We start from the raw sequence: 14,354 nt of genomic DNA, 5'->3' as shown, positions 1-14,354 counted from the left end.
GCGTACTTACAGGGCTCGCGCAATCGGTCATTCCGTGCGATCGATGCGACGTGGACCAGCGAGCACCCGCCCGTGGCGGTGCCCCCACAAGCGAGAGTCGCGATCGAACGGATCGAAGCCGTCTTTGCCGAACACTCCACCTCGGACCGTCGCCCGGCGATGCTCGAGTCCCTGATCGCCTCCTACCAGACGATCAGTACCGACCTGCGCGAGGTTCTCGGCACCGCACCATCGAATATCGAATCGGCGGCGGAGGCGACGGCGCTTGTCATCGGCGTCTACCAAACTGCGCTGGACCGGCTGGCCGATCGAATCCATGACGTGCCAGGGGGAGAAACACGACTGGCGCAGTTGCTGATCGACCGTACTCTGGAAGCTGCGGTCGGCACGGGGGTCGAACAAGAAAACTCGGCCGCCGACGCGACGGCTGATAGTCCCGACCGTGGACCTGATGAAGGCCCTGGCCTGTTCGCACTACTGGATAACACCAAGGACGGTCATGTCACTGCAACTTCGCCAGCACATCGAGACGGTGTGGACTCGCTCGATCGGTCTGCCGCCGGATCTGACAGCCGAGGAGATCGATCGGTTCCTCGACCGGGAAACGGAAACAATCAGCGCATTGATCGAGCAGGGGATGGGCACCGCCCAGGGACCGACGATCGCGCAGTGGAAGGCCGAGCACAACGGACAGGAACCGGACTACCCAACCAAAGTGGCGCTGATCAACACCGCCCGCCTTCACATCACGGAGCAAGTACTCCAACAGAATCTGTACGAGAAGATCCCGCCCGAACCCGACGATCCGACGCCGCAGGAAGCCCTGGAGATCGATCGGGGGCCGGAGCGGTGGCGGGATCCGCTGAGTCGCAGCGAACCGACCCCCGAGCTGGAAAAACTGACCGATCAGTGGTTCCCGGCCAAATCGACGCTGTGGCGCGTGATGCTGGCATACCTGCTCCAGTCGATGGACGAGGACGGCGCAACGATCCCGACCGGCCCACAGGACCCGGCGATGGCGACGGTGGTCTTCAGGCTGGAAGCCGCGATGATGGCCGACGGGCAGCCCCTGGACGGTCCCGGAGCGCTCGCGCCGTAACTCCCGGCCAACTGGGGATGTTCGACGACCTCTTCGGTGAGGTCGTCGTCCATCAACCAGCGGCCAAAAAGGCACCGAACCGTCGCCGGTCAGCGGCGACTCAGCCACGGCGTACCCGCCGTAAGGCGCTCGATCCCAACCAGCAGTCGCTGTTCGACAGCCATGGCGCAAGCCCTGTTGATCCGACCGCCGCCAACCCTGGTGGTTCACCACTACCGCCCACATCCGCCGAGCTGCGCCAGCTCGGTCAACCGGGCCGCAGACCTCCTGCGTCGAGTTCCCCTACGGTGGAAGCGGATACCACTCCCCAGCCGGTAGCCCGCTCAGGCGAACCCGGCGATCCTAAAGGCGCGACGCCACCCGCCGCGCAGCCGACACCGCCCGAGAGCGAGACCGCTCGAAGCGAATCCGATGTCGCTACCCACCCGATCGTCATCACCGATCGCAATGCCGAACCAGGCGCTGCAACCGCTCCCGAGGACGAACTCACACAGGGTCTGTTCGACCTTCCCGGCGTCGACGAGATCGAGACCGCCGCGCCGTCCCAACTGCACAGTCCACCAACTGATTCCGAATCTGGCCCCTCAGAACAGTTGTCGCAACCGGCGGCGACGTCCCCGCTACCGCACGCGGATCCCAAGACCGGCGACGAAACGGCTGGTGCTACCCAGGACGAATCGCCTTCGCCCGATCCCATCGCCATCGACGTAGAACCGCAGTCCGGCGACGAGGCCGATAATGTCGTCCGCGGCACCGAGACGTTGGACCTCGGTGCGGATGCCCCTGATGAGCGGCCCGATGCAGTCGACTTCGTCGCCGATACCAGAATCTGGGTACCTTCGGGGCCGCGAGAGCGTGTGCGAGCCAATATCGCGGCAATTGAGCTGCTGGACCGCCTGGATGAGCAGGAACGCTATGCGACAGCCGACGAACAGAAGGTGATCGCCGCCTACAGCGGATGGGGCGCAGTTCCGCAGGTCTTTGACCGCGAGCGACCCGAGTGGGACGGTGAGCGCACCGAGCTTCGCGAACTGCTTGGTCCTGCCGATTGGGCACGCGCACGCGCCACCACGCCCAACGCGCACTACACCCCTCCCAGCATCGCGAAAGCAATGTGGGACGCGCTGATCCGTGCCGGATTCACCGACGGGCGAGTGCTCGAACCAGGCTGCGGATCAGGCAACTTCCTTGCCCATGCGCCGGCTGATGCGGTCATGGTCGGCGTCGAACTCGACTCCACCACCGCGCGAGTAGCCGCCGCTCTCTATCCCAGCGCACAGATCCGCAACGAGGGATTCGAAGAAACTCTCGTCGAATCAGAGAGCTTCGCGGCCAGCGTCGGCAACGTTCCTTTCGGCAAGATCAGGCTCCACGATCCGACTCACAACGGCTCCAATCTGAGCATCCATAACCATTTCATTCTCAAGTCACTTGGATTGACCGGCGTTGGCGGATACGTCGCGATGATCACCAGTGCTTACACCGCCGATGGTGAGGACACACGCGCCCGAACGCTGATGGCCGACCGTGCTGATCTGATCGGAGCCCTCCGGCTACCCAACCGGGCACACGCCCGAGTCGCAGGCACCGACGTTGTGACCGACATCCTCATATTCCGCGTCCGTGAGGAAAACCGTGCTCCCAGTGAAGACACCCGCAGCTTCCTCACCAGGGGCAAGATCTATGTGCCCGACCCCGATGATCCTGGCGCCGAAGTTGCCATGCCCACCAACCGGTACTTCGCCGACCACCCCGAACACGTACTCGGTGCTGCGATCAAATCGACCGACTCCTACGGCAACGAAATTCTCGGTGTCGACGGGCCACTTGGAGATGAGCTTTACGAACTCGTGGCCCAGCGGCTCACCCGCATCGTTGACCAGGCACGCGCCGCAGATCGTGGGTTGACCGCTACAGCGGAATCCACCGCCATCTCACAACCCGAGATGTTCGGTGCTGGCCTGGTTCGTCCGGTCGACCAGTCCGAAGGCATCGCCGTGGACACCTTGCGCTGGAACACCGAGCGCTACCGCATCGAGGTCTACAACGGGCACGACTGGTCCGAAGCAGTGGTGCGTGGAAAGCGGAAGTCTCAGGAGTGGCGAGCACTGCTCGGACTGCGCGACGTTGCGACGCAGTTGGTCCGCGCTCAACTCGACGGACTCGCGCCGGAACACCGCAAAGCGCTACGCGTCGAACTCAACCGCCGCTACGACAACTATCTATCGCAGTCAGGATTCATCAACCGCTTCAAGTGGATACACCCGCCTGCGGTCACCGAGCCACAACATCGAATCCGTCTCGACAAGGCAATCGAAAAATGGCGAATCCTTGAGGGCAGTAAGACCAAGCCGTATCCCGGTCCGGTCCCGGACGACATCTACGAGCAGCTATCCACCGAGGCGTGGACTCCGACCCGCGAACCGTTCAAGAAGCAATCGCACCTCGAAGGCATCCTGCGCAACGATCCGACGATCAGTGTCGTGTTCGCACTCGAGAACTTCGACGATGACACCGGGAGGGCGAGCAAAGCCGCGATCTTCACCGCCGATGTCGTTTCGGCCGCGCCGAAGCCGCCCGAACGAGTCGACACCGTCGACGATGCCGTTGCGGCGAGCCTGGACGAATCCAACGGCATCGACATCAGGCGGATCGCGGGCTTGCTCGGCGTCACCGTCGGCGAGGCCGAACAGCAACTCGTCAATTCGGCACTGGCGTTCGAGTCTGTCGAGGATCCCGACCTCTGGATTGATGCCCCGATTTATCTGTCGGGCAACGTCCGTCGCAAGCTGGCCGCTGCCACCCGCGCGGCAGAATCCAATCCGCGGTACGCAGTCAACGTCAAGGCCCTGGCTGCGGTCGTGCCCGAACGGAAAACTGACGTCGATATTCGGCTCGGCGCGGTGTGGGTCGACCCGGCCGACTACGTCCAGTTCATCCGCGACACCTTCGACCTCGACGTCGGCCAGCACGTCAGCGTTTCCCGCGTCGATGGCAGTTGGATCATCAACGTTCCCAAGTACAGCGGCTGGGAAGCCGACGTAGAAAAATGGGGGTTGCGGCCGAAGAAATGGCTCGACCAGCGCAGCCGCTACAACTTCGATGATCCTGACGCCGAACGCCGTGGCATCGAAGGCTCCGGGGTCGCCAAGGCACCCTCGCACATAGATCTGCTGCGGGACATATGTAACTCACGTTCGATCACGGTCAACAAGTCCGGGGCCTACTTCGCGGCAACCGGCGGTGGGGACCACATCCACACGCGCGCCACCAGGATGGCCCAGAACCAAGCCAAGCGCTTGAACGACGAGTTCTGTGCGTGGGCGCTCGACCGAGACCCCGCACGGCGCGAGAAACTGCTCGACCGCTACAACGACCTATTCAACTCGTACGTCGCGCCGGAGTTCGACGGGTCGTACCTGACCCTGCCCGGATTGGGTGCCACATTCGTCCCTTACGACTACCAGCGCAACGCAGTGCGCCGGATCTGCAGCACGCCAACAGTTCTCTTGGACCATGTTGTCGGTGCCGGAAAAACAGGCACCATGCTCATGGGGGCGATGGAGCTCAAACGGCTCAAACTGGCACGCCAGCCCTGGATTGTCGTGCCCAACCACATTGTCGACCAGGTCACTCGCGAAGCCAACCAGTGGTATCCCGGCGCACGAGTGCTCTCCGGCGCCGCGGCAACCGACTCCGATTCCAGGCGACGGCTCCTAGCGCAGTCCGCAGCCCAAGAATGGGACATCGTCATCGTCCCGATGTCGGCGTTCACGCGGATGAACGTCTCCGGACAGACTTCGGCACAGTTCATTCAAGCCCAGATCGACACCCTGGAAGCCGGACGATCGCACCTGACCGACCGCGATTCGGTCAAAGAGCTCGAAATCAAACTCGCCAACGCGAAACAACGTCTGAAGCGTGCGCTCAGTGAAACTAGCCGCGACACAGGAGGATTCGGGTTCGAGGACGGGGGTTGCGACTACCTCTTCATCGACGAGGCGCACAACTTCAAGAACCTGGAACGCGAATCCAATGTCATGGAATTGGCATGTATGCCAGGCTCCCAACAGGCACTGGACATGCTGCTGAAACTGTCCTACCTACGCACCAAACGCCGCCGCGAAGCTGAAATCGCAGGCATCCCCGCAGACACCTACATCGAACGAGTCGCCACCTTCGCCACCGGCACTCCTGTCGCAAACTCGCTGTCCGAGTTGTTCGTGATGACGAAATACCTGCGCCCAGACCTGCTCGAACACTCCCAAGTCGAACACCTCGACGCCTGGGGAAGCACCTTCACCGACACCGTCACCCGAGTCGAACTCAACACCGCCGGCACGCGCCTGGTCTCGCGCACGCGAGTCGGAGAATTCATTAACACCGGCGACCTCATCGCCATGACATCGACCTTCACAGATTTTGTCGGCCGCGATCAGATCCCCGCCAACCTGCCCGAACTCGAAGGCGGGGAACGCCAGGTCGTCGCCTATGAGCCTGAGCAAGAAGTCCTCGATTTCATCCAAGATCTCGGATTCCGCGCCGACGGCCTCGACCCCAGAAGGCCAGATCTGGACAATCTGCTCAAGATCAGCACCGACGGCCGCAACGTGACTCTGGATCCACGGGCCGCACATCTGGATCCACCCGGCAACGGGGGGCGTGCCCGCATCGTCGCCCAGAACATCCTTGCCGTCCACGCCGAAACTAAGCACAACACCTACCTCGACTCCCTCGGCGAACCCTCACCTACCCCCGGTGGACTCCAGATCGTCTTCTGCGACCGGTCCACCCCCAAGAACACCGACCAGTGGACCATCTACCAAGCCATCAAGGATGAACTCGTCTCTGGCGGAATGGATGCCAGCGCAATCCGGTTCATCCACGACTACCCCTCGGCCGCCGCCAAGCAGGTCCTATTCGACGAATGCAAAAACGGCAAGGTGTCGGTAATCCTCGGCTCAACCGAAAAAATGGGGACCGGTACCAACATCCAAACGAGAGCTACCGCATTACATCACGTAGACGTCCCATGGCGGCCCGCGGACTTGCAACAGCGAGAAGGCCGAATCATTCGGCAGCACAACCAAAACACAAAGGTGAATGTCTTCTGCTACGTCGCTGAAAGAACATTCGACACCATCATGTGGCAAATCCTGCAACGCAAGGCGCACTTCATCGAGCAGCTGAAGCACGCAGACCGCAGTGTGCGCCGTGTCAAGGACATCGACACCGACGATCTCGCCGAAAACGCCGCCGCAATTAAAGCAATCGCAACAGGAGATAACCGCCACGTCCGCAAAGTCGAGATGGACTCCGCGGTCGCCAACCTGCAAGCCGAGCAAGACCAGTACTTCGCCGCGAACCGCAGCAGAGAACGCGAAGTCGCGGCACTCGGAACCGCCATCCCGCGCCACCGAGCCGCCATCAAGGCAATCCAAACCGCCGTCGACCAACTCGAGAGCAGGACCGAATCCGAGCGACCACTCCCGTATGTCATCAACGGTCAACAGTTCCACAAGCGCCCAGAAGCATCCAAAGCCTTGGTGGATATCCTGCGAGCTAGCATCGGGGAGTTGCAACGAAAAAGCCTCGATGAAGCGCTGACCGTCGCCACAATCAAAGGATTCCAGATCGAAGTGCGTTACAGCACCGAGCAATCCCTGCTCTATATCAAACCCGCTGGAATACCGACGCCTCCGCGAGCAATCGAGCGCGAGAAGCTCTACATCGACGCTCAGAAGACACTCCAAATGACAACAGACGAACAAGCCGCCGACCAAGCTCGGCTCGCGTCCGGCATCATGTCGCGGATCGAGAACATGGTTACAGAACTGCCGCACGCCCTCGAGATGCGCAAGCTCGACCTCGAACTCGACAGCGCAAGACTCGCGGATCTTCAAACGATGGAGCCCGAGGGGTTCGACCGTAGCGGCGAACTCGCTGCGCTGTACACCGAGCTCGATCAACTCGAACGTGACCTACGCAACGAAGCAACCAGTCCCGAAGCTTTGGCGGCGCGGATCGCGCATCAGCAACGACTCGAAGCGAAGGGTCGGGACAGCGGTTGGAGTCTGATGCTCAATGCCACACCCGGTTTGTGTCGCCAACTCGGCGTTGAGACTCCCGACGAGATCCGCGAAGTATTGGCCCAGCGAGCTGAAGCGGCCAAGCTCAAACAACTTGCCAACCGAGCGGACGACGCCCAGCTCATCAATTCCGGCGCTGAGTTCGACCGCACGTTGGCGCTGGTCGAGGCGGCAACAGGCCCGGTCGGTGCGAAGGCGTCGGCAATTGAATCCAGCGCGGACCGGACCGGCACAGTTCAAGCAGTCGAACTCGGCCACAACCCAGCGGAACTCGGATACGACTAGTTTCAAGTCACGCGGAGTCTCGGGCCGTTGGCGCCGTGGTTGACTGCGGGAACTTCATGAGCGTCCGCGCACGGGCTGTCAGGCGGCAGTGGCATAGTTGCCGCGCGTCGGATCAAAGAGTGCGTGTCCGCGGGCCGATGTCTCGGCGGCAGTATCGGGCTATCTGGGTGCGGCACGCGGGCGGGGGCGTTGTATAGTCAAGCCTCTCTCGAAAACGGTTGCGGCATTGGAAAATTCGTTTCACTCGGGACGCCTCTACCAGTACCCTCGGATGATTCAGTTCGAACGGGGCATGACTTGCGGCGGGCTGGCAGGTTACGAACAGTGGCGTTCTTGTCGGATGGGTCTGATGTACTTCGGTGTGCCTCGCAGCGGGGCCGGGGATGAAGAGGTGGGTTTGTATGCTGCCGACAGCAACTGTGGACGATCGGGTGTTGCTCAGGCAGATTGCGTGCCTGGAACGGATCGATACGCACCTGCTAGAGCGACTCCGGCACGAGGCCGTGACTGTGCCGCAGGAGGGCGAGTGGGTCGCCGAGTATGCGCAATACCAGTCCGGCGGATGGTCGACACTTTCCCTGTTGAACGATTCGGGGGAACCGGCCGATGTGAAGATCAAGGATTGCGCACCGGTGGAGACAGCGTTGCTGCAGCGAATGCCTGTGACTCGAAAGTTCTTGTCGTCGTTGGGTTTACGCTACATGTGGGTGCGTCTTGCCCGTCTGGAGCCGAACTCGTTTCTGTGGGAGCACCGCGACTATGACGAGCTCGATGAGCTCGAGCGTCACCGGCTGCATGTCCCATTGATGACAAATAGCTCAGCTGCTCTTGTCACGGGAGGAGCCAAGATTCGATTGCGCCCTGGTCGCATCTGGAGGCTCGCGCCGACCCACGTGCACGGGGCGTGCAACCTGCTTGGCCCGGATCGCTATCACCTGATCCTGGACTGCTATAGCGATGATCGGCTTGTCGAAGCGACCGCGAATGAATGGCTCAGCGACGATGATGTGGTCCAGCTGCCCGTGGCGACTCAAGTCGAGTTGGACCGGTGGTACGTGAAGGCGCAGTCGCTGGCGCGTTTGGGCTATCAGCAGTCGGCGGAGAAGTTCCTTCTGCGGTTGTTCTACGAGCGTGCGGTTCCTGAAGGGCTCGTGTACGACATGATTGCGTCATTGTATGACTCGCTCGATCGCCCGGCCGAGGCCGACCAGTGGCGGTCGAACAAGACGATCCTGCTGGGATTGCCGCAGTCAGAGGGGCAGCCTGCGTGAGTCGACCAGTCCTGAACGAGCTTGCCGCGGCGAACCGGCCGGAGCAGTTCGATTTGCTAGAACATGCCACCGAGGTGTTCACCAGAAGCGACGCGGTGACGCATCTGCTGGTCCGGGGATCCCTCGCCCGGGGGACCGCTGATCGGTTGTCCGATGTCGATTTCGTCATCGGAGTCGATGATCGTTGGTTCGTCGAGTTCATTTCCGTTCTCGACCCGTTGGTGTCCGCGGATCTGGGGGGCATCCTTCCGGGTTGGCTCGACACTATCGTCGGAGATATGGGTGGGCTCGGTTATGTATATCTCGTCGGCTGGGCCGGACATCTTCAGCAATTCGACCTGTACGTCGCACCTGCCAGCGGCATCGCTCGGGTCCAGGAGCAGACGGTCTGTCAGTCAATCTTCCTCCGTGATCCAGACGCGGTGTATGAAAAGGACCCCGGTGTCGCACCGTTCGTCGCACGCACGCTGGGCCAGCCGCGTTCCTGCGAAGACATGCTGATCGAGGCACTGGTTATCGGATACCTGATGCGCAAACGGATCGCGCGTGGTCAGGAGTTCATTGCCTACTCCGAAGCGTTCCTGTTCAACACGGCCGCGAAGAACCTTATCAAGACCGCCTTGGCGTCCACGTCTCAGTATTGGGGCTGGTATCAGTTACGCGAGGAGATCGGCTCGACTCCGATCGGTCGAGAATGTCTTTCCGATCTGATGTCGCTCATCTCTGCGCCAGCGATTCCGACCATCGCGTCACTGACTGAAGGGCTGGATCGGGTGTTCGCCATCGCAGAGAGAGTGGCGCCGGAGGCTGTCGACAGTCTCCGGGATGCGATCGATGCTTACCGCTACTACTTGGAGCTACCATGACCCTCAAGTCGCGCGAGAACTGTTTGACCGCAACATTTTTCGGTGGAGTAGTGCCCGCATCCGATCAAGAACAGGCACTTGCTCGCGATGTCGGACAAGCGATCGCACATGCCGGGTTCGCCCTGCAGCACGGTGGCTACAACGGGTTGATGGAAGACGCGGCGCGCGGGGCCGCGAGTGCCGGTGGACGCATCCTTGCCGTGACGCTGACCGACGTAAACTGGGGCGAGTTCAACCCCTACGTTTCAAGCGCAATTCGCCTGCCACGGATGGGCGACCGGCTGCACCAGTTCCTCGATGACACAGATTTGGTGATCGCAATGGGCGGTGGCGTCGGAACGCTACACGAGCTGACCGCCGCGCTGTGGTACGCGGGCAACATCCGCCCGGTGCCAGTCTGGCTGACCGGCGCAACCGCTTTGCGGTTGTCGGCATTTCTGAGATCGGAGCGCTGGTTGTTCGAGACACCAACGCGACCGCTCGGATTCATGAGGGAGATTCCCGACCTGGCGGCATTCCGCGACGCGCTATCGGGACTGGTAGCGGGTCCCGGATTTGCTGATCACAATGCAGATTCGGCAGTGACAACCGGACGTCGATGATGCTGTCCGCCAGCCTAGTGGCGCGTATCCGCAGTGCCGCAGTCCAGCAGGGTGTGTTCACTCTGCCGTCCGGGGAAGTTCTCGACGAGTATTTCGACGAGTATCTTCTGGCAGCCGACCCGGCGTTGTTGCGTGAGGTCGCCCACGCCATGGTGCGTGAGATCCCACGAAACACCGAGGTCGTTGTAGGGGTCGCGTTGGGTGGGGTGCCGTTGACTGTCGCCCTCTCGGCTGCGACCGGAGTCCGTGCAGGATTTATCCGGCCCGAACCAAAGGCGTACGGCACCCGGCGCCAGATCGAGGCAGCCGCTGTCGCTGGCAGCCAGGTTGTCGTTGTCGACGATGTCGTGCGTACAGGCTCGCAGATATTGAGAGCCGCCGAGGTTCTGCGCCGAGTCGGCGCCACCGTGTCAACGGCCATCTGTGTCCTCGATCGTGACCTCGGCGGACGTGATCAGCTCGCAGAGAATGGAATCGAATTGCGCTCACTGCTCACGCCATCACTCCTCTTCGGTGCCGACTCGCGGTGTGCAGGCTAGTGCGGCATCGGAATTACACCTACGAGTACGCAGCCCTATTCGACCTCGACGGCGTCATTATCGATTCACGTTCGGCGACCAAGGACGCGCTCCGAGCACTCGCCTCTGGGTGGCTGGGTGCCGTCGTGGATCCGGCAACGCTTGACCACTGCGTGGCGCTTCCGCCCGTGGATGCCCTTGTAGCGCTTGGTGTTACGGATGCACGCCAGGTGTATCGCGATCAGTTCGACGAAGCGCTGTCCACTGCGATTGGAAAGGTTCGAGTCTTCGACGCAGTCGTAGCGGGGATGGCTGCACTTGCGGAACGAGGTGCCGGACTCGGAATCATCACCGCGCAGTCGCGAAGCCGTCTCGCCTTCCTCCTGCCTGCCTCGGTGGCCGAATTGGTCGACGTCGTGATCGCGCATGAAGACGCCGCGCCCAAACCTGCACCGGACGGAGTCCTCGCAGCGTGCACCAACCTTGGAGTAGGACCTGAGCGCGCGTTCTTCGTCGGCGACACCCCCACCGATGTTGCCGCAGGCCGCGCGGCCGGAGTACTGACCGTTGGTGCTGGATGGGGATTCACCGGCACGGCTGTTCTGCACCGCGCTGGCGCAGACATAGTGCTCACTCAACCGGATCAGGTCGGCCCCGACATCCTTGCGCACGTCGGTGGCCGACCGATCTCGTCTTACATCACGGGCTGACGGTCTGTCCGATCACACGGCGGACCTCCTGCAACGCATCTGCGGTTGCGAGGGGGTCGGTGCCGCCTCCTTGGGCGATGTCGGGCTTGCCTCCGCCGCCGCCTTTCAAGACCTTGGACGCCGCGCGTACCAGGTCGCCAGCCTTAAGCCCACGTTCTCGGCCCTGCTCGTTGACTGCCGATACGACGATCGGTTTGTCGTTCGCGAGCGCGGTCACGACGACAGCGGCAGGCCGGTCGCCGAAACGATCCCTGACTCCGATGGCGACCGTGCGGAGTTCGTCGCTAGTGGCTGGCTCTGAAAGATGCTCGGCGACAACGGTTACACCGTTGATAGTTGATGCCTGCTTGACGAATTCGCCTGCGAGCTGTTTGAGATGAATAGCGCGGAACCGCGCTATCTCCTTCTCCGCATCCCGCAACTGCTTGATCAACCCGGAGACTCGATCGCCTATCTCCGGCATCGGGACTTGCAGGATCTCGGAGACCTTGACCGCGAGCGCACGTTCTTTTGCGAGGAAGCGGTACGCCTCGATGCCGACGTATGCCTCGACGCGCCGGACCCCCGACCCGATGGACGACTCGCCGATGACCGTCAACGGTCCGATTTGCGAAGAGTGCGCGACATGGGTTCCACCGCACAGTTCTACCGACCAGGGACCGCCGATCTCGACGACGCGAACCTCTTCGTCGTACGTCTCGCCGAACAGCGCGAGGGCGCCCATCTCGCGGGCCTTCGGCAGGGTCATGTACTCCACAGCGACCGGCAGATCGCGCCGCACGGCAAGGTTCGAGACCTCCTCGATCTCGCTGCGCGTTTCCGGTGACAGACCGCCCGTCCAGGAGAAGTCCAGGCGAAGGTAGCCCGGCTTGTTGTACGAGCCGCTTTGCAGAGCGGTCGGGCCGAGTACTTGCCGCAATGCCGCGTGGACGATGTGTGTGCCGGAGTGGGCCTGGCGTGCGCCGATCCGCCATTCGGGATCGACCTTCGCCAAGACGTTCTGGCCCTCTGTCACCTCGCCACGCACTACCCGCGCTTGGTGTACCCACAGTTTGCGGGCGACCTTCTGCACGTCGAGGATCTCCAATTCGGTGCCGTCGGCGACGAGAGTTCCCGCATCACTTTCCTGACCACCGGACTCCGCGTAGAGCGGTGTGCGGTCGAGCACGACCTCGATGATGTCGCCTTCGCTCGCGGCGCGGATTCGCTCACCGTCACGAAGGAGCCCGCGGACTGTCGCCTCGGACTCCAGGTGTTCGTAGCCGGTGAATTCGGTTGCGCCGAGGGCAAGCAGCTCGCGGTACACGCCGGTCTCACCTTGAGCGCCCATCTTGCGAGCCTTCGCATCGGCTTTCGCCCGCGCGCGCTGCTCCTCCATCAGCTTCCGGAATCCGGCCTCGTCGACCGAGAGACCCGCTTCCGCGGCCATCTCCAGGGTCAAGTCGATCGGGAACCCGTAGGTGTCATGAAGCTGGAACGCTTTGTCACCGGGAAGGATCAGGCTACTGCTCTTGCGGACCTCGGCGGCGGCGAGATCGAAGATCGAAGTGCCGGCCTTCAGCGTCTGCGCGAAGGCCGACTCCTCGGCGACGGCGATGCGGTCGATGCGTTTCTGTTCGCCCGCCAACTCAGGGTACTGGGGGCTCATCACCTCAACGGTCCGGGCGACGAGTTCATGCACGACCGGATCATTCGAGCCGAGTAGACGCATCATCCGTACGGCGCGACGAAGGATGCGACGCAATATGTAGCCGCGGCCGTCATTAGCAGGAGTGACTCCGTCACCGATCAGCATGACGCTGGTCAGAATGTGGTCTGCTACCACGCGCAGTGACACGTCGGTTTTGGTGTTCGCACCATATTTCGCGCCACTGAGCTCCGCCGCGAGGTCGAGGATCTTGCGCGTTGTATCGATGTCGAAAATCGTCGGCACATCTTGCAGCAGCGCTGCCATACGCTCGAGGCCGAACCCGGTGTCGATGTTCTTCGACGGAAGGTCCCCGAGGATCGGGTACCCCTCCTTGGCTGGGCCTTCACCCCGGATGTTCTGCATGAACACGAGGTTCCAGATTTCGAGATAGCGCTCGTCGTTGGCGATCGGGCCACCATCGCGCCCGAACTCAGGACCACGGTCATAGCAGATTTCCGAGCATGGGCCACACGGGCCGGGCACACCCATTGACCAGAAGTTCTCGGCCATACCCAACCGCTGGATCCGTTCGGCTGGCACCCCGATCTCATTGCGCCAGATCTGCTCGGCCTCGTCATCATCTGTGTAGACCGTCGCCCACAGCCTCTCGGCATCTAGGCCGAGGCCACCGTCGGTGACCGAGCCCGTCAGGAACTCCCACGCGTACGGTATGGCCTTCTCTTTGAAGTAGTCGCCGAAGGAGAAGTTGCCGAACATCTGGAAGAACGAACCGTGCCTGCTGGTCTTGCCGACCTCTTCGATATCGACGGTCCGCACGCACTTTTGCAGGCTCGTCGCGCGCTCGAAGGGCGGCGGTACGTCGCCGAGGAAGTACGGCTTGAACGGCGCCATGCCTGCGTTGATCAACAGCAGCGTCGGGTCGTCAGCGATGAGCGATGCTGAGGGCACCACCGTGTGACCCCGGTTCTCGAAGAATCGAAGGGCGCGGCTACTGATTTCGGCCGAGTACATGGACGCCTTCCAGATGGTTTGTTAGGGGTGGGCTGCTCTCGAACAGGGAGTGAACCCAGGACCAATGGTATGTGGGCCGATCCAGTCGTTTTCAGGTGCCCTAACTGCGATACATCGACGCTGTGGCACTGCCGCAGATCCTGACTGATGTGCCGTTTCTGACCTCGGTGGTGGACGCACCCGTTCGGCAGGGGTATTGGTCAGGTCTGTGCCATCTTTAGTTCATTGTGACCCCACTGTCGCTAGGGCGCT

Annotated in this window: 8 protein-coding genes; 7 read left to right on the top strand and 1 reads right to left on the bottom strand. The window is 62.0% G+C overall.

Annotated features, from left to right (window positions below; genetic code table 11):
• The first annotated feature begins 499 nt into the window (after positions 1-499).
• The 7 genes from OG874_RS35695 (at position 500) to OG874_RS44975 (ending at position 11,440) form a co-directional block, all read left to right on the top strand.
• The gene (locus tag OG874_RS35695; protein ID WP_330251448.1) at positions 500-1,099 is read left to right on the top strand and encodes a hypothetical protein; all 600 of its coding nucleotides are present in this window, start codon (positions 500-502) and stop codon (positions 1,097-1,099) included.
• A 287-nt stretch (positions 1,100-1,386) separates the two neighbouring features.
• Positions 1,387-7,473 carry a helicase-related protein gene (locus OG874_RS35690; protein ID WP_330251447.1) on the top strand — a complete coding sequence of 2,029 codons (6,087 nt, stop codon included), beginning with the start codon at positions 1,387-1,389 and terminating at the stop codon, positions 7,471-7,473.
• A gap of 401 nt (positions 7,474-7,874) precedes the next feature.
• Complete coding sequence (locus OG874_RS35685; protein ID WP_330251446.1) at positions 7,875-8,744, top strand: aspartyl/asparaginyl beta-hydroxylase domain-containing protein; 870 nt, start codon at positions 7,875-7,877, stop codon at positions 8,742-8,744.
• Positions 8,684-9,610, top strand: coding sequence for a hypothetical protein (locus OG874_RS35680; protein WP_330251445.1), 927 nt, complete (start codon positions 8,684-8,686; stop codon positions 9,608-9,610). The genes OG874_RS35685 and OG874_RS35680 overlap by 61 nt, the downstream gene beginning before the upstream one ends.
• Positions 9,607-10,212 carry an LOG family protein gene (locus OG874_RS35675; protein ID WP_330251444.1) on the top strand — a complete coding sequence of 202 codons (606 nt, stop codon included), beginning with the start codon at positions 9,607-9,609 and terminating at the stop codon, positions 10,210-10,212. Before OG874_RS35680 ends, OG874_RS35675 begins: the two co-directional genes overlap by 4 nt.
• A complete protein-coding gene (locus tag OG874_RS35670; RefSeq protein WP_330251443.1) occupies positions 10,209-10,751 on the top strand; it encodes an orotate phosphoribosyltransferase in 543 nt (180 codons plus the stop codon). Before OG874_RS35675 ends, OG874_RS35670 begins: the two co-directional genes overlap by 4 nt.
• Positions 10,739-11,440, top strand: coding sequence for an HAD family hydrolase (locus tag OG874_RS44975; RefSeq protein ID WP_442943179.1), 702 nt, complete (start codon positions 10,739-10,741; stop codon positions 11,438-11,440). The genes OG874_RS35670 and OG874_RS44975 overlap by 13 nt, the downstream gene beginning before the upstream one ends.
• Here OG874_RS44975 and alaS read toward each other — a convergent pair.
• On the bottom strand, positions 11,430-14,102 hold the full coding sequence (gene alaS / locus OG874_RS35660) for an alanine--tRNA ligase (protein WP_330251441.1): 2,673 nt from the start codon (positions 14,100-14,102) through the stop codon (positions 11,430-11,432). The genes OG874_RS44975 and alaS overlap by 11 nt on opposite strands.
• Positions 14,103-14,354 lie beyond the last annotated feature (252 nt).

The organism is Nocardia sp. NBC_00565, from assembly GCF_036345915.1.
Taxonomy (GTDB): Bacteria; Actinomycetota; Actinomycetes; order Mycobacteriales; family Mycobacteriaceae; genus Nocardia.
Note: the sequence above shows the minus strand (reverse complement) of the source record. Positions and strands in the feature narration are given on the sequence as shown.

Coding starts and splice junctions, on each gene's coding strand:
- OG874_RS35695 (WP_330251448.1), top strand. CDS start 500: ATGTCACTGCAACTTCGCCAGCACATCGAGACGGTGTGGACTCGCTCG.
- OG874_RS35675 (WP_330251444.1), top strand. CDS start 9,607: ATGACCCTCAAGTCGCGCGAGAACTGTTTGACCGCAACATTTTTCGGT.
- alaS (WP_330251441.1), bottom strand. CDS start 14,102: ATGTACTCGGCCGAAATCAGTAGCCGCGCCCTTCGATTCTTCGAGAAC.
- OG874_RS35685 (WP_330251446.1), top strand. CDS start 7,875: ATGCTGCCGACAGCAACTGTGGACGATCGGGTGTTGCTCAGGCAGATT.
- OG874_RS35670 (WP_330251443.1), top strand. CDS start 10,209: ATGATGCTGTCCGCCAGCCTAGTGGCGCGTATCCGCAGTGCCGCAGTC.